Annotated in this window: 23 protein-coding genes and 1 riboswitch; of the genes, 12 read left to right on the top strand and 11 right to left on the bottom strand. The window is 42.4% G+C overall.

Features of this window, described 5'->3' with window-relative positions:
• Positions 1-37 precede the first annotated feature (37 nt).
• Positions 38-187: a hypothetical protein gene (locus tag QUE60_RS05675; RefSeq protein ID WP_286226368.1), complete on the top strand. Its 150-nt coding sequence runs from the start codon at positions 38-40 to the stop codon at positions 185-187.
• 496 nt (positions 188-683) lie between these two features.
• Here the strand turns inward: QUE60_RS05675 and QUE60_RS05670 are convergent, their stop codons facing one another.
• Together QUE60_RS05670 and cadR are read right to left on the bottom strand one after the other, a co-directional pair.
• Complete coding sequence (locus QUE60_RS05670) at positions 684-1,085, bottom strand: TOBE domain-containing protein (RefSeq protein WP_286226367.1); 402 nt, start codon at positions 1,083-1,085, stop codon at positions 684-686.
• Between the two features lie 50 nt (positions 1,086-1,135).
• Complete coding sequence (gene cadR / locus QUE60_RS05665; protein ID WP_286226366.1) at positions 1,136-1,540, bottom strand: Cd(II)/Pb(II)-responsive transcriptional regulator; 405 nt, start codon at positions 1,538-1,540, stop codon at positions 1,136-1,138.
• Between the two features lie 104 nt (positions 1,541-1,644).
• Here cadR and QUE60_RS05660 point away from each other — a divergent pair, with 104 nt between their 5' ends.
• The 7 genes from QUE60_RS05660 (at position 1,645) to QUE60_RS05630 (ending at position 11,551) form a co-directional block, all read left to right on the top strand.
• Positions 1,645-3,837: a heavy metal translocating P-type ATPase gene (locus tag QUE60_RS05660; protein ID WP_286226365.1), complete on the top strand. Its 2,193-nt coding sequence runs from the start codon at positions 1,645-1,647 to the stop codon at positions 3,835-3,837.
• Between the two features lie 195 nt (positions 3,838-4,032).
• Positions 4,033-4,548: a hypothetical protein gene (locus QUE60_RS05655; protein ID WP_286227493.1), complete on the top strand. Its 516-nt coding sequence runs from the start codon at positions 4,033-4,035 to the stop codon at positions 4,546-4,548.
• Positions 4,549-5,142: 594 nt separating this feature from the next.
• Positions 5,143-6,429: a TolC family protein gene (locus tag QUE60_RS05650; protein ID WP_286226364.1), complete on the top strand. Its 1,287-nt coding sequence runs from the start codon at positions 5,143-5,145 to the stop codon at positions 6,427-6,429.
• Complete coding sequence (locus QUE60_RS05645) at positions 6,341-7,012, top strand: hypothetical protein (protein WP_286227520.1); 672 nt, start codon at positions 6,341-6,343, stop codon at positions 7,010-7,012. The genes QUE60_RS05650 and QUE60_RS05645 overlap by 89 nt, the downstream gene beginning before the upstream one ends.
• Positions 7,009-8,043, top strand: a complete 1,035-nt coding sequence (locus tag QUE60_RS05640) for an efflux RND transporter periplasmic adaptor subunit (RefSeq protein WP_286226363.1) — start codon at positions 7,009-7,011, stop codon at positions 8,041-8,043. Before QUE60_RS05645 ends, QUE60_RS05640 begins: the two co-directional genes overlap by 4 nt.
• Positions 8,044-8,051: 8 nt before the next feature.
• A complete protein-coding gene (locus QUE60_RS05635) occupies positions 8,052-11,174 on the top strand; it encodes an efflux RND transporter permease subunit (RefSeq protein ID WP_286226362.1) in 3,123 nt (1,040 codons plus the stop codon).
• A gap of 2 nt (positions 11,175-11,176) precedes the next feature.
• Positions 11,177-11,551 carry a hypothetical protein gene (locus QUE60_RS05630; RefSeq protein WP_068324035.1) on the top strand — a complete coding sequence of 125 codons (375 nt, stop codon included), beginning with the start codon at positions 11,177-11,179 and terminating at the stop codon, positions 11,549-11,551.
• 119 nt (positions 11,552-11,670) lie between these two features.
• Here QUE60_RS05630 and QUE60_RS05625 read toward each other — a convergent pair whose 3' ends face one another.
• The 5 genes from QUE60_RS05625 to QUE60_RS05605 all read right to left on the bottom strand — a co-directional run bounded on the left by QUE60_RS05625 (position 11,671) and on the right by QUE60_RS05605 (position 14,328).
• On the bottom strand, positions 11,671-11,808 hold the full coding sequence (locus QUE60_RS05625) for a hypothetical protein (RefSeq protein ID WP_286226361.1): 138 nt from the start codon (positions 11,806-11,808) through the stop codon (positions 11,671-11,673).
• Between the two features lie 655 nt (positions 11,809-12,463).
• Positions 12,464-13,057, bottom strand: coding sequence for a DUF4145 domain-containing protein (locus QUE60_RS05620; protein ID WP_286226360.1), 594 nt, complete (start codon positions 13,055-13,057; stop codon positions 12,464-12,466).
• A 6-nt stretch (positions 13,058-13,063) separates the two neighbouring features.
• Positions 13,064-13,354 (bottom strand): GIY-YIG nuclease family protein, encoded by a 291-nt coding sequence (locus QUE60_RS05615; protein WP_286226359.1) that lies wholly within the window; start codon positions 13,352-13,354, stop codon positions 13,064-13,066.
• Positions 13,355-13,452: 98 nt separating this feature from the next.
• Positions 13,453-13,842 (bottom strand): tautomerase family protein, encoded by a 390-nt coding sequence (locus QUE60_RS05610; RefSeq protein WP_286226358.1) that lies wholly within the window; start codon positions 13,840-13,842, stop codon positions 13,453-13,455.
• Between the two features lie 69 nt (positions 13,843-13,911).
• Positions 13,912-14,328 (bottom strand): MarR family winged helix-turn-helix transcriptional regulator, encoded by a 417-nt coding sequence (locus QUE60_RS05605; RefSeq protein ID WP_286226357.1) that lies wholly within the window; start codon positions 14,326-14,328, stop codon positions 13,912-13,914.
• Between the two features lie 88 nt (positions 14,329-14,416).
• Here QUE60_RS05605 and QUE60_RS05600 point away from each other — a divergent pair, with 88 nt between their 5' ends.
• Positions 14,417-15,349, top strand: coding sequence for a hypothetical protein (locus tag QUE60_RS05600; protein ID WP_286226356.1), 933 nt, complete (start codon positions 14,417-14,419; stop codon positions 15,347-15,349).
• Positions 15,350-15,645: 296 nt separating this feature from the next.
• Here QUE60_RS05600 and QUE60_RS05595 read toward each other — a convergent pair whose 3' ends face one another.
• Complete coding sequence (locus tag QUE60_RS05595) at positions 15,646-16,218, bottom strand: TMEM165/GDT1 family protein (protein ID WP_286226355.1); 573 nt, start codon at positions 16,216-16,218, stop codon at positions 15,646-15,648.
• A 10-nt stretch (positions 16,219-16,228) separates the two neighbouring features.
• A riboswitch (yybP-ykoY riboswitch) is annotated at positions 16,229-16,406 on the bottom strand.
• Between the two features lie 107 nt (positions 16,407-16,513).
• Between QUE60_RS05595 and QUE60_RS05590 the strand changes: the two genes are divergently transcribed.
• Together QUE60_RS05590 and QUE60_RS05585 are read left to right on the top strand one after the other, a co-directional pair.
• A complete protein-coding gene (locus QUE60_RS05590) occupies positions 16,514-16,912 on the top strand; it encodes a hypothetical protein (protein WP_286226354.1) in 399 nt (132 codons plus the stop codon).
• A gap of 148 nt (positions 16,913-17,060) precedes the next feature.
• A complete protein-coding gene (locus QUE60_RS05585; RefSeq protein WP_286226353.1) occupies positions 17,061-17,906 on the top strand; it encodes a class I SAM-dependent methyltransferase in 846 nt (281 codons plus the stop codon).
• Between the two features lie 133 nt (positions 17,907-18,039).
• On the opposite strand, the gene QUE60_RS05580 is transcribed toward QUE60_RS05585, so the two are convergent.
• From QUE60_RS05580 to QUE60_RS05570, 3 genes are read right to left on the bottom strand one after another with little or no spacing between them, the layout of a single operon-like run.
• Entirely contained in the window at positions 18,040-18,549 is a 510-nt protein-coding gene (locus tag QUE60_RS05580; RefSeq protein ID WP_286226352.1) for a cytochrome b/b6 domain-containing protein, read from the bottom strand.
• A gap of 9 nt (positions 18,550-18,558) precedes the next feature.
• The gene (locus QUE60_RS05575) at positions 18,559-19,077 is read right to left on the bottom strand and encodes a cytochrome C (protein WP_286226351.1); all 519 of its coding nucleotides are present in this window, start codon (positions 19,075-19,077) and stop codon (positions 18,559-18,561) included.
• Between the two features lie 13 nt (positions 19,078-19,090).
• Positions 19,091-19,489 (bottom strand): DUF1924 domain-containing protein, encoded by a 399-nt coding sequence (locus tag QUE60_RS05570; RefSeq protein ID WP_286226350.1) that lies wholly within the window; start codon positions 19,487-19,489, stop codon positions 19,091-19,093.
• Between the two features lie 103 nt (positions 19,490-19,592).
• Here QUE60_RS05570 and QUE60_RS05565 point away from each other — a divergent pair, with 103 nt between their 5' ends.
• Positions 19,593-19,898 carry a PepSY domain-containing protein gene (locus QUE60_RS05565; protein WP_286226349.1) on the top strand — a complete coding sequence of 102 codons (306 nt, stop codon included), beginning with the start codon at positions 19,593-19,595 and terminating at the stop codon, positions 19,896-19,898.
• Positions 19,899-19,907 lie beyond the last annotated feature (9 nt).

Below are 19,907 nucleotides of genomic sequence, written 5' to 3'. Positions count from 1 at the left end.
ATCAGGACGGTTTTCTTAGTCAGCGCTAAATACTCATATGAAACAGTTTCAATGCCTAGTACGAGCTTCGGGGATGGTGGTGCAAACCATGGTCATGGCTAAGACCAGCTTGGAGGCTACAAAAATTCTGCAAGCGCAATTTGGTGCTGCGAATGTATTGCAAGTTCCGCAGCAGGTGGGGCACTGATGCGGATTGCGGAAATTAAACCTCAGCGTCCGCTGACACCTGATCAACAACGCATTAAAAATATGCAAGCGCGAGTCAAGCAAGCCCAACAAGCAGTAAAAGCGGAACGAGCCAGGCAGCAGATTCGGCGAGCACAGGCTAGTTTGAATATAGCATCTAATTAAAGATTAAAATCAGAAGCTTAGGATACTGCTAGGCAGGTTTGAAAGTCCCAAAAAAGCCACCTTGATGGTGGCGTGAATGGAGATATGTAAACCGGACTATTACTAACTAATCCTTAATTTAATGTAGTCAACCTCAATACTCCAATCAAGAATAACTATCTGTTAAAAATACTGATTGATTTGTTCGATAATGATTTAATCAAATGTAATCATTTATTGATATGGCACTAATTGTTATCGAGGGTTGTGGTGATATTGGGTCAGCAATTGCCCATCAAATTTTCAAAGTTTCTCAGTCAGTTTTGGTTACTGACAATAGCCGACCAGCCCATTCACGCCGCGGCATGATCATGATGACTGGGGACAAAGGCAAGCACTTCAACGCCTGAAGCAAGCCTTAGCGTGTATAAAAAGTCTGCACCTCTGAAGACTTTACGGACAACTTCAGCCTGCATGGGGCTGTGATCATCATGTTGAATATCATCCGCACGCAATAGCACATCAATTTCTTTACCAACATCCTTTGAATAATCTTTGTCTAGCTCGAGTTCACCTAACTCAATTTTGACTTTGTTGTTGGTCTGCACAACACCTTTAATAAATACTCCGCGACCTATAAAGTCTGCTACATAGCGATTGGCGGGCTTGTGATAAAGCTCATAAGGGGTATCCCATTGAACTACTTTACCTTCAGTCATAACGCCGACCTTATCGGCAATAGCCGCCTTAGTCAAGCACCTTTTCTTTAATAAGAAATAATCTAACTATGAGGCGAGAAATTGTCTCATAGTGATTTCACAGGTTGCGACAATTCGTTCAGAATTCCGCAATGAGCCGAGTCTTGATTAGCGTGGCATAGCTCCCTTAGCTCTCTTAATTGTTTTTCAAGTTGTCGTAAATCTTTTATGCGGTTGGTTACGGTTTCTATATGGGAATCAAGAAAATTATTAACAGAGCCGCAGTTTTCATTGGGCAAGTCCTTAAAACGAAGTAGTTGCCTAATTTCATTTAAAGCCATGTCCAATGAGCGGCAATGTCGAATAAACGTGAGGCGCTGTAAGTGCTGTTGGCCATAAATCCGAAAATTGCCTTCAGTTCTAGCGGGTTTAGGCAATAAACCCTCCTGTTCATAAAAACGAATGGTTTCTACTTGAGTATCTGTAACTTTGGCTAATTCACCGATTTTCATTGGGTTCACCTCAATGGCATTTATTTAACTATTTTAATTTCTTGACTCTATAGCTACTATAGGCTTTTTAATAGACAAATGTTAAAAATAGTTAGGTTATTGAAATGAGTCAGTGCCAGTCTTCTTGCGGCTGTTCTTCGCCTGCCACACCGCAACCATCTACATCATCTGTTGGTGGGAATAAAGCCGTCTTTCATATTGAGAATATGGATTGCCCAACGGAGGAGGCGTTAATCCGAAAGAGGCTAGCTACGGTTGAAGGCATTGCGGGGTTAGATTTCAACTTGATTCAACGAAAACTTTCGGTAAGTCATAACTTAGATTCGCTTGAGACAATTCAATCTGCTTTAGTGAGTGTTGGCATGAAAGCGGTTCTTGAAGAGGGTTCGCCCACTAAAAGCTCAAGACATCAACAGCCAGCCAAAACAAATTGGTGGCCACTAGCTATCGCTGGTGTGACGGCTGCTTTGGCTGAGTTAATTGAGTTCTTCCCATTTGAGGTAAACCAACTTAGTAGTCAGTATCTTGTGATTGCCTTGGTTATATTCTCTATTGCTAGTGGTGGCCTAACAACGTATAAAAAGGGTTGGATTGCCCTAAAGAATGGCAATCTAAATATCAATGCCCTTATGTCGGTTGCGGTGACCGGTGGGATGGCAATTGGTAGTTGGCCTGAAGCCGCTATGGTGATGTTCTTATTTTCAATGGCTGAAGTAATTGAGGCTAAGTCCCTTGACCGTGCTCGTAATGCGATTAGTGGTTTATTAGATTTAACGCCAGAGATAGCTACCGTGCTTCAAGCTGATGGCAGTTGGTTGCCAACTCCAGTCAAATCCATTACTTTAGGCTCAATCGTTCAAGTTCGCCCAGGGGAGCGTATCGCGTTAGATGGCGTACTCATAAGCGGGAATTCAACAGTCAATCAAGCGCCTATAACGGGTGAGAGTTTGCCAATTGATAAGGTGCAAGGCGATACTGTTTTTGCGGGAACCATTAATCAAACAGGTTCTTTTCAGTTTAAGGTGACAGCAACCTCAACAGGCTCTACGCTTGCCCGAATTATTCATGCGGTAGAGGCGGCTCAGGGCAGTCGTGCCCCAACACAGAGATTTGTTGATCAGTTTGCGAAGATTTATACGCCAACTGTTTTCTTAATTGCGGTATTGGTGGCTGTCATTCCTCCGTTGGCTCTAGGTATGTCGTGGCATGACTGGATTTATAAAGCGTTAGTGATGTTAGTCATTGCTTGCCCATGTGCTTTGGTCATTTCCACGCCAGTGACGATTGTTAGTGGATTGGCTGCTGCCGCACGTAAAGGCATCTTAGTAAAGGGCGGCGTCTTTCTTGAGATGGGACGCCATATGAAAGTTTTGGCACTGGATAAGACAGGAACGATTACCTATGGCAAACCTAAGCAAACCGATTTAATTATTTTGGGCGGTGAGGCCAAGCATACGCATCAAGTTGCTGCCAGCTTAGCGGCCCGTTCAGACCATCCCGTATCTTTAGCGATTACCGATAGTGCTGCGGAAAACAATCTTTCATTAATTGAAGTGGATAAGTTTGAGGCCATCTTGGGCAGAGGAGTTCGAGGCACTCTTGAAGGGGTTACTTATCAACTGGGCAATCACCGCCTGATTGAGGAGCTAGGCTTATGCTCGCCTGAAATTGAAGCTCAACTACTTCCGTTAGAGCAACAAGGCAAAACCGTAGTGATGCTTACTAACTCATCACAAGTATTAGCATTGATAGCAGTCGCTGATACAGTGAGGGATACCAGCAAGCAAGCCATTAAAGACCTTCATCATTTGAGCATCAGAACGATGATGCTTACTGGTGATAATGTCTATACGGCAGAGGCTATTGGCCAGGAAGTGGGTGTTGACGTAATTAAGGGCAATTTATTACCTGAAGACAAACTTAAAATCATTGATGAAATACTAAACAAAAATCCTGATGGCAAGGTTGGCATGGTTGGTGACGGCATTAATGATGCGCCAGCTTTAGCAAAGGCAAGTATTGGATTTGCCATGGGAAGCGCAGGAACTGATACAGCTATTGAGGCAGCAGATGTGGCATTAATGGATGATGATTTAAGAAAGATACCTAGCTTTGTTAGGTTATCCCAAACAACGGCCAATATTTTGTATCAAAACATTACCTTGGCGCTTGGCATTAAGGCGATATTTTTTGCGCTGACTTTTACAGGACAGGCAACTATGTGGATGGCAGTTTTTGCTGACATGGGGGCTAGCTTGTTGGTAGTGGCTAACGGATTGCGGCTATTGCGTAATTAGAGTGTTTTAAGCAACGGTTAAGGGTTAGTGGACATGCTCAATCCTGGCAATCCCAGATCAATTTATCGAAAAAATCAAGCTAATTGTGATTTTTATCAACTTGCGAGATTGACAGACGCCAAAAATAAGATCTCAATGGAATATGCAGACATGATTGTTTTTGAAAATTAAGCATTCAACAGAAGGAGCGCTATGATGAAAAAGCTAGGATGGATTGCTGGTTTAAGTTTAGGTGTTTTATTGAGTACGCCCGTTTTAGCGCAATCAGCAGGAACGGGTACTAGGACTACGCAGACCCAACAAAAAAATGTTGATGTTGCAGAGTTTGACAAGCAGGCGGCTCAAATCCAGGAGAACTTTAAAAAGATGCAAGAGCAGATGGATAAGATTCGTGCCACTAAAGATCCTCAAGAAAGACAAAAGCTCATACAGAATCACTGGAACACAATGCAAGGCAATATGAATATGATGCAAGGCATGTGGAACTCGGGAATGATGGGGTGTTGTGGTGGCAATGGGGGCAAGATGGGCGGCCACATGATGGGTCCGATGATGGATTGGAATGGAATGAGTCCGTATTACTCCAAGTTAACTCCAGAGCAGTTAAAGCAACGCCAATACATGATGGAACAATACATGGGCATGCAACAAAATATGATGAATCAAATGATGCAACAAAATTATATATGGATGGATCAGCCCAAAAAGTAAATAGTGGGAGGCTAGGCTCTTGTACTTATCGTGAAATGATTGCCTAGTATCATATTAAGAAATATTCGGATCAGCAGATGAATTGTCCGTTGGTCCGCCTAATCCAATAAAGCCAATTATCAGCCTATTTTTATGTATTTTGGAAGGTGTGCACGAATTAAAGAAGTGTGTAAAAATAAGACTGTGAAAAGATTAATAATTCTCGCTGCTGTGTTTTTTATTGGGCTGCAAACGTCGTTTGCAGTAGTTGCGAGCTATTGCCTTCATGAGCAGTCCACCATTTCTCACCCGGGGCACCATGAGCATGACCATAAAGTGCCCACAGAAAAGGTCGGGTCAAATTTAGCTAATGATTCTGATTGCGGAACATGTCATTTAACCCACTCGTCCTTTTTCAACGAATCCAGCGTAAGTTATCTTTATCTAAATAAGCTTCACTTTGTAATAGCTATCGATCTGCATTTCCCCGATCTTAGTATCCCTCCGCCATATAAGCCTAATTGGATTCCTCTCGCTTAAGTTGGCGAGAACCATCCCTAAACTCAACTAAAAAATTCTCGTCAACTCTCAATTGTTAAATCAAATGGAGTTGTTATGTTTCGAGAGAAAATGCCGTTGTGGCGAAATTTTTCTGTTTGGATGCTTTGCATTCCATCGATATTCTGGTCAATATTTGCCTATGCCGATGATGCAAAGCTGAATAAGCGCGAATTAAAGTCCCTGTATGAAATAGCTTGGGAGCGTCAGCCTGAGTCAAAATCGTATCAATTCAGAGTGGATGCTGCATTAGCGAAGCAAAAGATTGCAAGTAGCTTCTTGGCTAGCCCTGCATCTATTGAGATCGCTCAAAAAACTGATAGAGCGAATAGCAATCAAGGTGCAAGCGAGACCATTGCGGGTCTGGGCATCCCGCTTTGGTTGTGGGGTGAGCGCGCCAATTCTATCGGGTTAGCGGATGCTGAATATAAGAGATTGCTTTCTCAGTATCTTCTAATTCAACTGAAAGTGGCCGCTGAAGTTCGCGATGCTTACTGGTCATATAAACGATCTAGCGTAGAGTTAGATTTGGCTAATGGTAGATTTCAAAACGCAAAGGCACTAAGTTTTGATGTAGAAAAAAGATTTAGGGCTGGAGACTTATCGCGTGCAGATTTGCATCAAGCTAATGGCGCATTAGCCAATGCAGAAGCAAGTCTAGCTGAAGCTCAAGCCAACTTTATCAATGCAGAGCAAAAGGTTCGCTCATTGTTGGGTGTTGGTATGGTGGAAAAATCTATCAAGACCGGATTATTAAATCAGCTTGCTGAGCCAATCCCAAAGGTTCCGGATAATTTATCGAGTCTAGATTTCAATTTACCAGTAGTAGCAGCATTACTTGATCAGCTTGAGGTAGCTAAGAAAGCAGTTTCACTAGCTAAAGCGCAAACGCGATCAACACCGGAATTGCAACTTCTGACAACAAGAGGGCGGGATGTTTATGGTGTTCCATTTCAACAATCCATTACTCTAGGAATACGCATTCCGTTTGGTTCGGATTCTCGCTATCAAAATAAATTAGCAACAACAACTGCTGAAATGGTAGAAGCTGAGTCGCAGTTGGCGCTTGAAAGGGAGAGGACTCTCTCGAATATTGAGTCAAGTGTTTTGCTGGTAAAGACTGCTCGACTAAAAGCCGACTCATCTGAAAAAAGAGCCGTATTGGCTAATGAAACACGATCTTTTTTTGAAAAGTCGTTTCGATTTGGTGAGACGGATTTACCTACAAGATTGCGTATTGAGTTAGAGGCATCGGATGCAAGCCGACAAGCTGCTGTTGCAAAAATTAATTACGCAGTGGCCATTTCAAATTTACGCCAAGCCCTTGGGCTGTTACCGGAATAAGGATTTATCGATGAATTATTTAAAACGCAAACTCATTCTACTTTCCGCAGTTCTTTTTCTGTCAGCTGCGTCTGTAAACTTAGTTATTGCTGGTCCGGGCCATGATCATGATGCTGGTCAAGCAGTTAATTCCGTTGGGGTAGCATTGCCCCGTTTTTATGCAGAATCTGATATGTATGAGGTTGTTGGTGTTTTCGATGAAAAGCTGATTCGACTCTACATAGATCATTTTTTAACCAACAAACCTGTGAAAGCTGCACAAGTCAATATTGACCTAGACGGCCAAAAAATTGAGCTCAAAGAAGCTCCTGGCAATGTCTATGAGGGCCCTCTTGCTAAAAACTTAAAGGGTGATCTCGTGCCTGTAACTATCACCATTATTGATGGTGATGTAAGCGACATTATTGCAACTACGTTTGTCAATCAACACACCAACTCTACAAAATTTAGCTGGTGGTTGGTTGCTAAGTTGGCGATCGGTGTATTGGTTCTGCTTGCGATTTCCTGGCGCTTTTACTCTAAACGCGGACAAATCATCCCGAAAATACAAAAAATACTTATGCAAATTAAGGATCGCAAATGATTATCTTTATTACATTATTTAAACCTATTTTGATTGCGGCCGTACTATTTTTTTTCAGTTTGTCATACGCAGGATCTGATCATGGGGATGAAAAGAATTCAACTGCTGCACTGAGTGTTGACACTCCCAAAAGGCAAGCCAATGGCAATCTTTTTATACCCAAGTTAGCGCAAAGGCAGTTGAAGGTTGAGACTGAATTGACTCAAGAGGGCGATTTTCCTAAAACACTCGATTTGGCAGGCAAGGTCATGATGGATCCAAACTATGGCGGCAAGGTTCAAGCGATTGTTGCCGGAAGAATCACACCAGGACCTAAAGGATTTCCATTGCCCGGGCAAAGTGTGACGAAAGGTGATGTGCTTGCTTACGTAACGCCAGAGGCTGGCCCTAGCGGTACCCGTTCTTTAGCTGAAAGCCGTTTAAAACGATTGCGGGAGTTAAGTGATACCGTACCTCGCAAAACGATTGAGGAGGCTCAGGCCGCGGTTGCCAATGAAGAATTGAGAGCGCCTGTTTCGGGGATTATCTCGACGATGGGCATTGTTTCTGGGCAGGTGGTCGAGGCAAGGCAATTAATTTTCGAGGTAGTAAATCCAAGTCGATTATTGGTTGAGGCATTAGCTTATGACGGCACTATGCTCAAAAATATATCTGGTGGATTCATTGAATATTCTGGAAAAACTATTGAACTTCAGTATTTGGGCGGAGGTCAATCTATGAGAGAGCTCGCACTTCCCATTACATTTTCTGGGAAAAATGATGATTTGCTAGGAATTCCTATTGGTCAACCGCTTAGAGTGTTTGTTAGTACTGAGACCAAATATAAAGGCTTCAAAATTCCATTCTCGGCAATTGTTAAAAATGGTGCTAATCAAAACATTGTCTGGATTAAGAAGTCGCCAGAAGAGTTTGAGCCAAAAGTAGTCTTATATGAGCCGCTCGATGGAAAGTATGTCGTTGTCACTTCAGGATTGTCTGCGCAAGATAGGGTTGTAAGTAGCGCAGCTTCCTTAATTAATCAAATTCGCTAAGGGCTACTATGTTTACCTGGCTATTAAACTTTAGCTTGAAAAATCGTCTGATTGTCATCTTGATTGGATTAATCATCATGGCATACGGAGCATTTGCGCTCCAGAGCATGCCGGTAGATGTTTTTCCAGACCTCAATAAGCCAACCGTAACTGTAATGACTGAAGCTGGTGGAATGGCCTCTGAGGAGGTTGAGCAATTAATTACATTTCCATTGGAAACGGTAATGAATGGTCTTCCGGGTGTCGAGTCAGTGAGATCAATTTCGAGCGCTGGACTCTCTTTTATCTACATCACCTTTAATTGGAGCACGGATATATATCGAGCCCGTCAAATGGTGAGTGAGCGTTTAAGCACAATGGAAAACACGTTACCCGATAGGGTTGTACCGCGAATGGGACCGATCAGCTCCATCATGGGCGAAATTATGCAAATTGCAATACCAATTGATGAGGCTAAGATTTCTCCAATGCAAGTTCGCGAGTATGCAGACTGGGTTTTAAGACCTCGATTAATGGCGATTCCTGGAGTTGCTCAGGTTATTCCAATCGGAGGTCAGGTCCGTCAATTTCAAGTCCAGCCTAATACGCGGCGAATGTCCGAGCTAGGGGTGACGGTATCGCAGCTGGAGGGGGTTCTTAGGGGGCATTCATCGAATACTTCTGGGGGCTTCATTGAGGTTAATAACAAGGAATACCTGATTCGTAACATTGGCAGAACTTCTAGCTTGGATGATTTGAGAAACTTGGCAGTCACAACAAAGGGTGGTCAGCAAATTTTGCTAAAGCAAATAGCTGAGGTTACATTTGCGCCAGCAGTTAAGCGAGGTGACGCTGGTTATGAAGGGGGTCCCGCAGTTATCTTGGGAATTCAAAAGCAACCATTGGCCGACACAATCGATTTGAGTTTAAAAATTGAAAATGCACTGAATCAATTAAAGCAAGGCCTTCCTGAAGGGATGAATGCGCCCAGAATGACGTTTAGGCAGGCTACATTTATAGAGGCATCTATCAATACACTTGAGGGAAAACTGATTGGTGCTTCAATCTTTGTAGCAATTATTTTGTATCTGTTTTTGGGTACATTCAGGCCAGTTTTTATTTCATTGACTGCAATTCCAATATCGATATTAATCACTGCGTTAGTTTTTAAATACTTTGGTCTTTCCATTAACACTATGACCTTAGGAGGTCTTGCTATTGCTATTGGTGGACTAGTGGATGATGCGGTTGTTGATGTTGAAAATATCATTCGCAGACTGAAAATCAATGCCGATAAGCCAGAAGGTGAGCGTGTCAGCGTTATTGAGGTAGTGCGGATGGCATCACTTGAAGTGAGAACCGGGATTATCTACGCAACTGCCATCATAGTATTGGTTTTTATTCCCTTATTTGCACTTTCGGGAATTGAAGGTAAATTGTTTACCCCTCTTGGGATAGCGTTTATAGTTTCTACGCTGGCCTCTTTGATCGTGTCGGTAACGGTTACGCCAGTATTGAGTTATTACCTATTGCCAGCCATGAAACAGGCTAGCCATGGAGATACCAAAATCCTAGTTTGGCTTAAATCGCATTACCAAATAATGCTCAATCGATTTTTGGTGGCGCCAAAAAGATATATTGTTTACGCCGCTTCCTTGGTTCTCGTTTCTGGGCTCAGCATTTTTGTAATGCCAACTGCTTTTTTGCCTCCGTTTAATGAAGGGACATTATTGGTAGGTTTGAGACTCAATCCGGGGGTTGCCTTAACCGAATCTTCAGCGATTGCGCGGCAAGCTGAAGTACTTATTCGTCAAATCCCTGAGGTGACCTATGTTGGCAGAAGGAGTGGTCGCGCTGAGCTTGATGAGCACGCGGAAGGCGTACATGTTAGTGAGCTTGATGTGGGACTTAAGCCTGCAAAAGAATTAACAAGATCGATGGCTGATATTCAAGATGACATTCGAAAGAGATTGGTGAACTTACCTGCTGCGATTGCGATAGGGCAACCTATCTCACACAGAATCGACCACATGCTATCAGGAGTGCGTTCACAAATTGCCATCAAGATTTTTGGTGATGACTTGGATATTTTGCGCAGTCAAGCAGATTTATTACGCTCAAAATTATCTGGAGTTTCAGGTCTCGTAGACTTAGAGATTGAAAAGCAAGTATTAGCTCCGCAAATTAAAGTACGAATTAATTATGACCTTGCATCGCAATATGGAGTCTCCACATCTCAAGTCATGGAGGTATTGCAGTCAATAGTAGAAGGGGAGCGCCTTTCTCAAATCATCGAGGGAAGTAAACGTTTTGGGCTTGTGCTGAAATTGCCAGAGACTTCTCGAACGCTTGATGGGTTGTCTGATGTTTTAATTGATACTCCACTCGGAAGAATACCGCTTTCAAAGATTGCTTCCTTGGAGGATAGCGATGGTCCCAATCAAATTAGCAGGGATGATGGGAAAAGGCGAATTGTCATTTCTGCAAATACATCAAATAGGGCGTTATCTGACGTAGTAAAAGATATTAGGGTTGTAGTCGATAATTTCCGTATGCCCGAAGGTTATTTCGTTACGTTAGGAGGACAATTTGTCGCTCAAGAAATGGCCTCTAAGTTGATTGGATTTTTATCAATTGGCTCATTGCTAATGATGTTTGCTGTACTCTATACAAAGTACAAATCAACCCTTTTTTCTCTCATGATTATGTCCAACATCCCATTGGCAATGATTGGCGCAGTCATTGGTTTATGGCTATCTGGTCAGCCACTGTCAATTGCCGCCCTCATCGGATTTATCACGCTAGCTGGTATCTCGGTGCGAAATGGAATCTTAAAAATAAGCCACTACCTAAATCTGATGAGGCTAGAGGGTGAGGCATTTAGTAAGTCAATGATAGTAAGAGGTTCAATTGAGAGATTGTCACCAGTTTTGATGACAGCGTTAGTTACAGCATTCGCTTTAGCGCCTTTGCTTTTTGAGGCGGAACGGCCGGGAACGGAGATATTGCATCCTGTGGCGGTTGTAATTTTCTCTGGGCTTATTAGCTCAACCTTATTAGATACCTTTTTAACGCCGGCTATGTTTTGGCTCTATGGAAAGAAAGACGCTGAAAAATCATTATTAATTACAAATGCACAAGAGGGATATTAAAAATGAAAATTCGATCACTTATATTAACGTTCGTTATTTTTCTATCGACTACATCTATTGCAAATGCTGACGGGAGGCATGATCATGCCCCTCTATTTGGAGGAAAAATATTTGTAGTCAAGGATATTGATGTTGAGCTTGTCGCAAAAAATGATTTAGTGCAAATTTATGTGCGAGATCATGGAAAGCCTATTGACATTAATGGGGGAAACGCAAAGCTGACATTACTAAATGGAGCAAGCAAGCAAGAATATGAGCTTGCTGCAAATAGGGAAAATTTTGAGATAAGAGGAAAATTTAATATAGAAAAGGGTACTAAGGTAATTGCAATTATTAAATTGAAAAATCAAGTCATTACGGCTAGATATGTTTACTGAGACACCACTTTTTTGATCTAGGTTTTAAGACGGTAGATAGCTGGAATGATTATATGGAGTTCGGGTTCATGGGAGAGTAATTTATTCAGGATGAATAAATTACCATCTTAGCGCCATCTTCAATCCTCACCACAATAGCGCCAGTCTTTTTTTCTTAGGGCTAGTGCGTCATTGAAGTTTCCATATGTGCCTGCAGTCATCCATGATGAGTAGGCATTACTTATTTTGTATTGCGCTTTATAGCTGGTTGAAGACATTTTCTTTGTGCTTTCTACTTTTGATAGAAATCTTGCTCGGCCTGCAAATAAGATTAATCTCCTTTTAGCAAAGTTATTATTACTACACATAACACCACACACCGATCCTTAGGCGACGTAACCTCTTGATATCAAAGAGGTCTGTTATGGTTATCTGCTCTCATAATCCTTTGGTCCCAGGTTCAAGTCCTGGTGGGCCCACCAGAAATGAAAATTCCAACCCTCGGGTTGGTATTTTTTTTGAAACAAATTTGTCGGTTTTCCCGACAAACACCTGCTGACACCACTAACCCGACATGGGACCCCACCCAACCCCACGAAGACCCCTGTTTTGATGAACACCTCAATCCTACCCACTGTATGTCATTGTTGAACATTGTCTAAAGCAGATTTGAGAACCCTTCTAAGCCGTAGGTCGCAGGTTCGACTCCTGCTGGGCAGGCCAGATCTTGGCAATCGTTACTGGGTTGATTGAAGCGATTGTGATCTAGATTGTCAGCCCTAGCGGATCATGAGGGTGGGGCGGTGATACCGGGTGGGATCCTCGTGACTACAGGCATCTAGTGGAAGATGTCGGGAAACCCGACAAATAACGATATCCTTGGACTTAGTCTGCAAATCAATATGTATTTTTGGAATAAATTTACCAATTAATTTATACCTTTTGTCCCAACCCTCTCTTAACTCGACTGGGTAAGATGAATGCAAACTCTGCCAGCGCTTTAGCAAAATCCAAAACTCTTTTGGCATCCGCTTCTGTTGGTAATAGAGCCATCTCATCAGCGTGCCTTTGGTCGTTGGCATCAAGTCGAATGTCATGTGCCCACTGTGCCATTTCCTCGGTTATCAAATGGTCTTTACACGCCTTTTCTATACGGCTATACAAGCTTCCTTCTGTGTATCCTTTTAGTTTGAGCATTGCATCAACAGCACTACCGGATAACATCACAGACCCGGCAGGCGCATGTAATGTATCTTGTGCTTGCTGAAGTAAGGATTTAGGTTTGTCTGGAAGAGTGGCGTCGATTTCAGTATTTTTCGGATAGTATTCAGAGATTTCTGAATTAAGGCTTTTAGCCGCAGCCGATACTATACCGCCACAACTCTTACAGGAGTAAATCCCCCAAAATCTTGGATTTGTTTGATTGTGATTATTGGTGTTGAAGTTATTCAATAAAAATAGATTTGGATTTGCAATCGAGCAATGTGGGCATTTCAATAAGGCGAGATTATGAGAAAGGGTAGCCATTTACTTTCATATTTTATTTTGTGGGGGCCTCTTTGATTTTATAAGTAGCCTTTCCTTTTTTAATGCAGCTTCTTTAGTTTTTGTAGTTGTAATCTCTACCTTACTCCCACTTTTTACTGGATCTTTTGTACTTGTTGGCAAATGCTCTTTAACCCGTTCTTGCATGCGACCCTTTTTTGCCATGCCGATGTATTGCAAATCTCCCTCTTTATTTTTGATGTCATAAACCCCCGGCTTTTTGCTCGGTATTTTGTTAGTGCCAGTTTTAGTGAAGGGCGTAGTTTTTTTGGTGACCATATTAGTTTCTTACATTTTTTATAATAATGTCAGGAAAGTGCTCTTTAAACAATAGGCCAAAGCTTTGTGACCAAAATAGCCAAAAACACGGCACTTGCTTATCGGTGATATCTGTATTCCTGGGTCTTTCCTCCATATCCATAGCTTGCGGCTCTCACATCTTGTACATAGATATAGCTCTCTTCATGAAGATTACCTAGGATTCGCTCAAAGCCTTCAAATGCTTCTTTGATGTATTGAGCTTTCTCGTCCTTGGTATTGGTCTCATCCGTAATTTTGATGTCAAAATAAAAGCTATTCTTGCCCTGTTCGCTCAGTAGCTTGCCGCCAACAAACCAGCAATCCGGCTCCACATATTCAATAGCGATGGCAGTCACTTCTTTTTTCTTACCCAGAATATGGTGGGTTAAATCAAGCAATAGCCCATTAATTGCTTTAGTGGTTTTGTTATTCTTTCGTCCGCTGACTTTAACGTTCAAGATTGGCATGTAATTCTCCTTTGTTGATTAATAAAATAAGTTAGCTATGCAACTATTAGGGAAACAAAAGAGTCCCAGTTACTTCAGGGCAGAGCTAATGCCCCGAAGTTGTCCAACAACCTCTTCAAAATGGTTTGTGCCTAATACTTTCTTGAGGCGCTTTGTCACGGCTCCACTGGCGGCATTAATAGCATCTTTGATCTCGACAGCCTTCTTAGTGGGGTGAATTTCTTGTTCACGGCCATCCTTCTCAGAAGCTAGGCGCTTAATCAAACCCAATCTCTCTAGGCCATCCAATCCTCTAGTGGCAGTAGGGCGGCTGATATTCATTTCTGAGGCTAGTTCGCTTTGTAGAAGCGGGGACTTATCTAGTATTACTCTGAGCATGAAGGCTTGTGAGGGAGTAAGGCCAAAAGGCCTAAATGCGCCAGCCCATTCCCGCTCTAGCTGGCGAGCTAGGCTAGTGGTATTGAAATAGAGGCATTGTTCAAACATGGAAGTAGTGTAACTGATATTGATTAGCTATGCAACCAATATTCAACTGTCAATAAAAGGCGTAATATCAGAAAAAATGGGAGGTTAAATGTCTGTAATTCAATTCTTGAGTTCTGGTGGAATGGCAAATATCGGAGGAGATTTGCCTGAATCTGAAAGAGGCATGCCCAATGGAATTATTAAAAGTTTCTCTGAGAAGGTAAGAAAATATGCTCTGGAGCTTCAGGTGCCAGCGTCGCAGCTGAAGGTCCAGCAATCAACTTTTTTATTTGTTGCTAAAGACATTAGTAGCTGGCACTTTATCTTTGCTGAGTCATTTGGCGCCAATACCATTAATTATAGAGATTTGACTAGTTATGGTCGCATTGAATTGCAGAGTCTTACATATCAAATACGTCTTGATGTTGGGGATCCGATATGGGCATTTTCATGTCCATTAAACGTTTCTTTGGAGGGTCTTGAGGAGCAAATTCAGAGAATTGTTAAGGAGTATGTAAATACAGTTTTGCAGTCGCAGCAAAAGTCGGATAAAACTATTTCAAATGAGGTTGTGTCTGCCCCAGAAATTGCTTCTGGCCTAGAAAAGTTTAGAGGGGATTTTCCGATTGGTAAAAAAACAGCTTTCATTATTATGAAGTTTGGTGAAACTAAAATTCATGCTGATATTTCTAAATGTATTAAAGACACTCTTTCTACCTATGGAATTACAGCATTGAGGGCGGATGATAAGCAGTACATGGATGATGTGTTTCCAAATATTAAGACTTATATGCATGGTTGTGATTTTGGGGTGGCTGTCTACGAGAGGGTTTTGGAGGATGAATTTAATCCAAATGTCTCTTTAGAAGTTGGCTATATGTTGGGTATGGGGAAGGATGTTTTGCTTTTAAAGGATGAAACCCTTAAAGCACTTCAAACAGATCTAGCGGGTAAGCTCTATAAATCCTTTGATACATCAAGTATTTTTACTTCAATGCCATATCAGATTGAAAAATGGCTATCAGATAAGGGGCTGAAATAGCGTTGAATGTTTATATGCCAAGGTGTCCGGAAACACGACACTTGTAGTCTCTCAAGTCGCCCATAGTCCACCACGACCACCCAGGGCCTTCCATCTTGACATACAACGACCCCACAAAGTTCTATATAGCTTCCACATTTACCGCAGCCAAAGAAAAAGCCCCTAGATTTCACTAGAGGCCTTTTTGGTATCTAGAGCGTTGATTTGGCGTTCTAATTTTTCCAATTACGTTTTTTTATTATGTCAAATTTCTTGGGACCAAGCTCAAAAATATCAAAACGTTGCTGCTCGCCTAATTAAAAGAGCTTATCGATACCAAAAAGCGTTAAGACACCCATTACGGCAAATATTCCAGCAGCAATTGAGTGAACTAATTTCATTGGGATCTTGGCGGCAAATTTATTGCCGACAAACACCGCAGGCACATCGGCAATCATCATGCCCAAGGTTGTGCCAACCACAACTGCTAATGGAGCAGCATAGTGAGCCGCAAGTGCGATGGTTGCCAATTGAGTTTTGTCGCCCATTTCTGCCAAAAAGAAGGTGATAAAGGTGGCGCCAAAGACCCCAAGATGTTTCGCAATCTGAGTTTCCTCCTCCTCAATTTTGTCTGGCTTTAGAGTCCAAATCGCCATGCCAATAAAGGAGGCGCCTAAAATCCACCGCAACACATCGGGGTTCACCATGGAGGTAATCCAAGCGCCCAACGCACCGGCTAATCCATGATTAATAGTGGTAGCGGCCAAAATCCCCAAAATAATAGGAACAGGTTTTTTAAAGCGAGCGGCTAAGATAAAAGCCAAAAGCTGGGTTTTATCGCCCATTTCGGCAAGCGCCACCACGCCAGTGGAAATTAAGAGTGAATCCATGTGAACGTCCTCTAGGCTGTGACATAAACACATGACTACAAGACACCCACAGCCTAAGTAAGTGTTTGTAGTCAAAAGTCTTGCCAAGTATCTAAACCGCTTACACCATAAGCTAAAAGCCCAAGTATGTTGATGTAAGCCATCTTCTGTAAAGAAGGGCGGCTACTCCCTAGTGACGTCACAATTGTAACAAACGAATTAGTCCCCCATAAAACTGATCCTTGGATTGCATGCGATAAAGGCCCAGCATTGATGATGGTTATCAAAATATTCAAGTTGCCCTTAGAATCCAATCATGCGTTTTAAATTCACCCGTTCATCTCTGGTAGTTTTTTTGTTCTTGGGAATCTTCCTCAAGTGCATGTCTCCGTTCTTACATGCGCATATCGCTGGAGATAACGATTCAGGATTTCATATGTCGGGTTTGAGTTCTTTTGATAGTGCGCGACTCTTAGATGATGGCAGTCCTGAGCCAACCCCGGATTCATATGCAGTGACTGTTCCAGATGCGCGTAAGCATTTTCTCGACACCACTTTTGTGGTTGCTTTTGTTGCAGTCGTCCTTTTAGTCTTAAAAGATCGACCCTTTATTCGGCGCGTTTCGTTTGCCAAGACCTTATTGGTCCCGTTTTCATTTCTTAACCCCAAGTTTCCACCCCCGGCTTTAGCGCCACCCCATCGCCACTTCATTTAAGTGCTTGCCGCGTTAGGTAAGCCAATGGATGGTGGCAATCCCTAAAAAGTACATTTCATTGCATTAAACCCTTAGCGGGTTGTTCGCCTCCATTCTGGGCGGTTTCTCACGAAACCAAGTTCTGTAGCCAATTGGCTACGAAATCGGTATGGGGATGTTTATGTATTACCAAGATAGCGATGGTATTTATGTGCCACAAAAACCAGTCACGCACCGTAATGATGAATTTGTTGAAGATCAGTTTGCTCATTTATTTGAAATGCAATCCAAGCATTTTTGGTATCTAGGGCGCCATCGTTTTTTATTAGAGTCATTAAAACGACACCAAGTATCCGAAAAATTCTCAGCCATTGATTTGGGTGGGGGATGTGGCGGCTGGGTGCAATACCTTACTCAAACAATCCCTAATCGATTAACTGATTTGGCGCTGGCGGATTCCTCCCGGGTAGCACTCCTCAATGCCAAAGGGGTACTAGATGAGGATATTGACCTATATCACGTTGATCTCATGGATTTACAAATGCAGGAGCAGTGGGATACGGCTTACTTATTGGATGTAATTGAGCATTGTCCGGATGATGTCACTGTGATAAAACAAGCGGCAAAGGCCCTAAAGCCGGGCGGTAAGCTATTTGTGGCGACCCCAGCGCTTGACTTTTTTTGGTCGTACAACGATGAGTTCGTAAAGCACGTGCGTCGCTATGACAAACGAAAGTATCAGGAGCTGGCAAAGAATAGTGAACTAATCCTCAAAGATGCCCGCTACTTCATGTTCTTCCTCAGTCCGCTCTACTGGCTATCCCGTAAAACCCGCCCCAAAGAGCTTAATGTGGAGCAAATGGCAAAACTCTATAAAGAAGAGTACAAGACGCCTCATCCCATTATTAATAATGCCCTTAAAGCTGTGTTTTATGCAGAAACGCCATTGGGTCACCACTTATCGTTTCCGTGGGGGACGTCCATATTGGGGGTGTTTGAAAAGCCAAAAAATTAATATCTGACAATAAAACCGAATGAGAATGCCTGAAGTGTCGTTTTAAACGACAAACTTCAGGCCCTTGCCTTAAATTTTGTTGACCTAACCCACACCAGTTTCCTGATAGATTAACCCTAAAAAGGCAGCCTATTTAATTAGCATGCGTTAGGAATTGATTTTTTGTTTTTAACAAAAGATATTTTCCAAAAACAAGTACCAAGTGAATCAAAACAATCGAAAGATAAAACTCACCAATAAATTCGTGGGTATTTTCAGCAAATTTAATGAACCATTTCCCACCAAATTCCTCATAAGTCACGATTCCAAATAAAACGAGCGGGATGGATAAAAAGTACATTAGAAATACCAAAATTCCCATACCGGAGCCATACCAAATTTGCCATTTGAAAAGACGCTCAAGTTTTAGATCCTTGAGATCTTGCACAATCGTTTTAAATAGATTCGCACGCATCCAAATTGTTTGAAGTGCCATCGATGTTTTTGGAACCAAGCCAATAATGAGACGAAGTGTAAAAATAACCCCAAAACCATAACCCAGATACACATGAATCAAACGCCAAGATTCACTATCGGCGGTAAGGTATGCCCCAATAAAAGTGATGGCCCCTGCTAGGTGAAGAATTTGCTTGAGTATTTTCATCGAATGGCCTTAGTCTGGGATCCGAACATCATCATCGTCAAATTGACCTTGCTCAGCCCGCTGATGGCAGGCTGCACAATTGGCAGGGCTTTTCACGGATGGCTTCGTAAAGTCATTGGATTTCACTTTGCGGTGTTTACGTTCAAACCATGCCGATTTAGTGATACGATTTTCAGGTGGCGATTCTTTGACTCGCTTATAGCTGCCTCCATACTGGGATAGCCACTGATTGATTTGATGGTTGGATTTAGCCTCGATTGAGGCATCCGTCCCATAGTGTTTGGAAAGAGTGGACATCATTTGCTCCCATGAGGATTTTGGTAAGAATGCGGGAGGGTAGGCTAAGTGGCACGAGCCACATTTAGTTTGATATGCAGGAAGCGGTTTTGCTGGCTGAATATCCTTGCTTCCGGCATTGGCATGCTTGCTAGTCAAAGCAATCGCAGCCAGTAGAACCAAGGTCAATAAAATTAGTCCAAAAAACTCTTTCATGTTCATCCCCTGATAGTGTTTATTTTTTGGAGCCATATAACTCACCCCTTTATTTGGTTAACGAAATCAAATAAGCCAGCACATTGGCTTTCTCTAAAGGAGTGCATTCCCTACTAAGTACATCATTGCAATTGCGTCGAAACCACTTTTCAATCTTTGTGGTTTCCGTAAATGCTTCTGGATTACTGCTAGGCGCTAAGGATGGAATGGCTTTATTCGTACTTGCATGTTTGCCGGTGTTAAGAGGTGGATTGCCATGGCATGAGGCACAAGACCATTCTTTGCCATGCGTTTGGGTAAAAAAAAGCTTTCCAGTAACCGGGTTTGCCGCCGCACCTGCTATATCTGTCCAGTATTTCAGCTGAGCACTGGGGCTGGTATCACCGGCAACGGCGGCATTTACCATGCCAATGCCAATAATCAAGATGAGGCTGATGGAGTGTTTCATTTGAGTCCTTTATTGTTCGGACCCTAGTATTCAATAGTGTTCCTAGACCTAGCCTGAAGATCTTGTTCAGATTCGGTTCATCTTGTCGATCTACAATTTCCATATGTTAAAAGTCCAACAATTTATTCTGGTATCAGCGCTGATTTTGATGCCGATGACTAGCTTTGCCGATTCAGATCATGAGCGAGCTAGAAAAGCCGTTCAATCTGGTCAGATCCTTCCCCTCCAAGAAATCTTACAAAAGGTTTCCAAAGACCATCCCGGTCAAGTACTCGAAGTGGAGCTTGATCAGGAGAAGGGTGGCTGGGTTTACGAAATCAAGCAATTGACTTCGGCAGGTTCGATTGTGAAGTTAGAAGTAGACGCTAAAACCGGTCAGGTTTTAAAGCAAAAGACCAAGAAAAACTAAAAGGCCAAT

The organism is Polynucleobacter sp. HIN11, assembly GCF_030297675.1.
Taxonomy (GTDB): Bacteria; Pseudomonadota; Gammaproteobacteria; order Burkholderiales; family Burkholderiaceae; genus Polynucleobacter.
The sequence above is the reverse complement of the archived record's forward strand: the minus strand, read 5'-3'. Positions and strand labels throughout refer to the sequence as shown.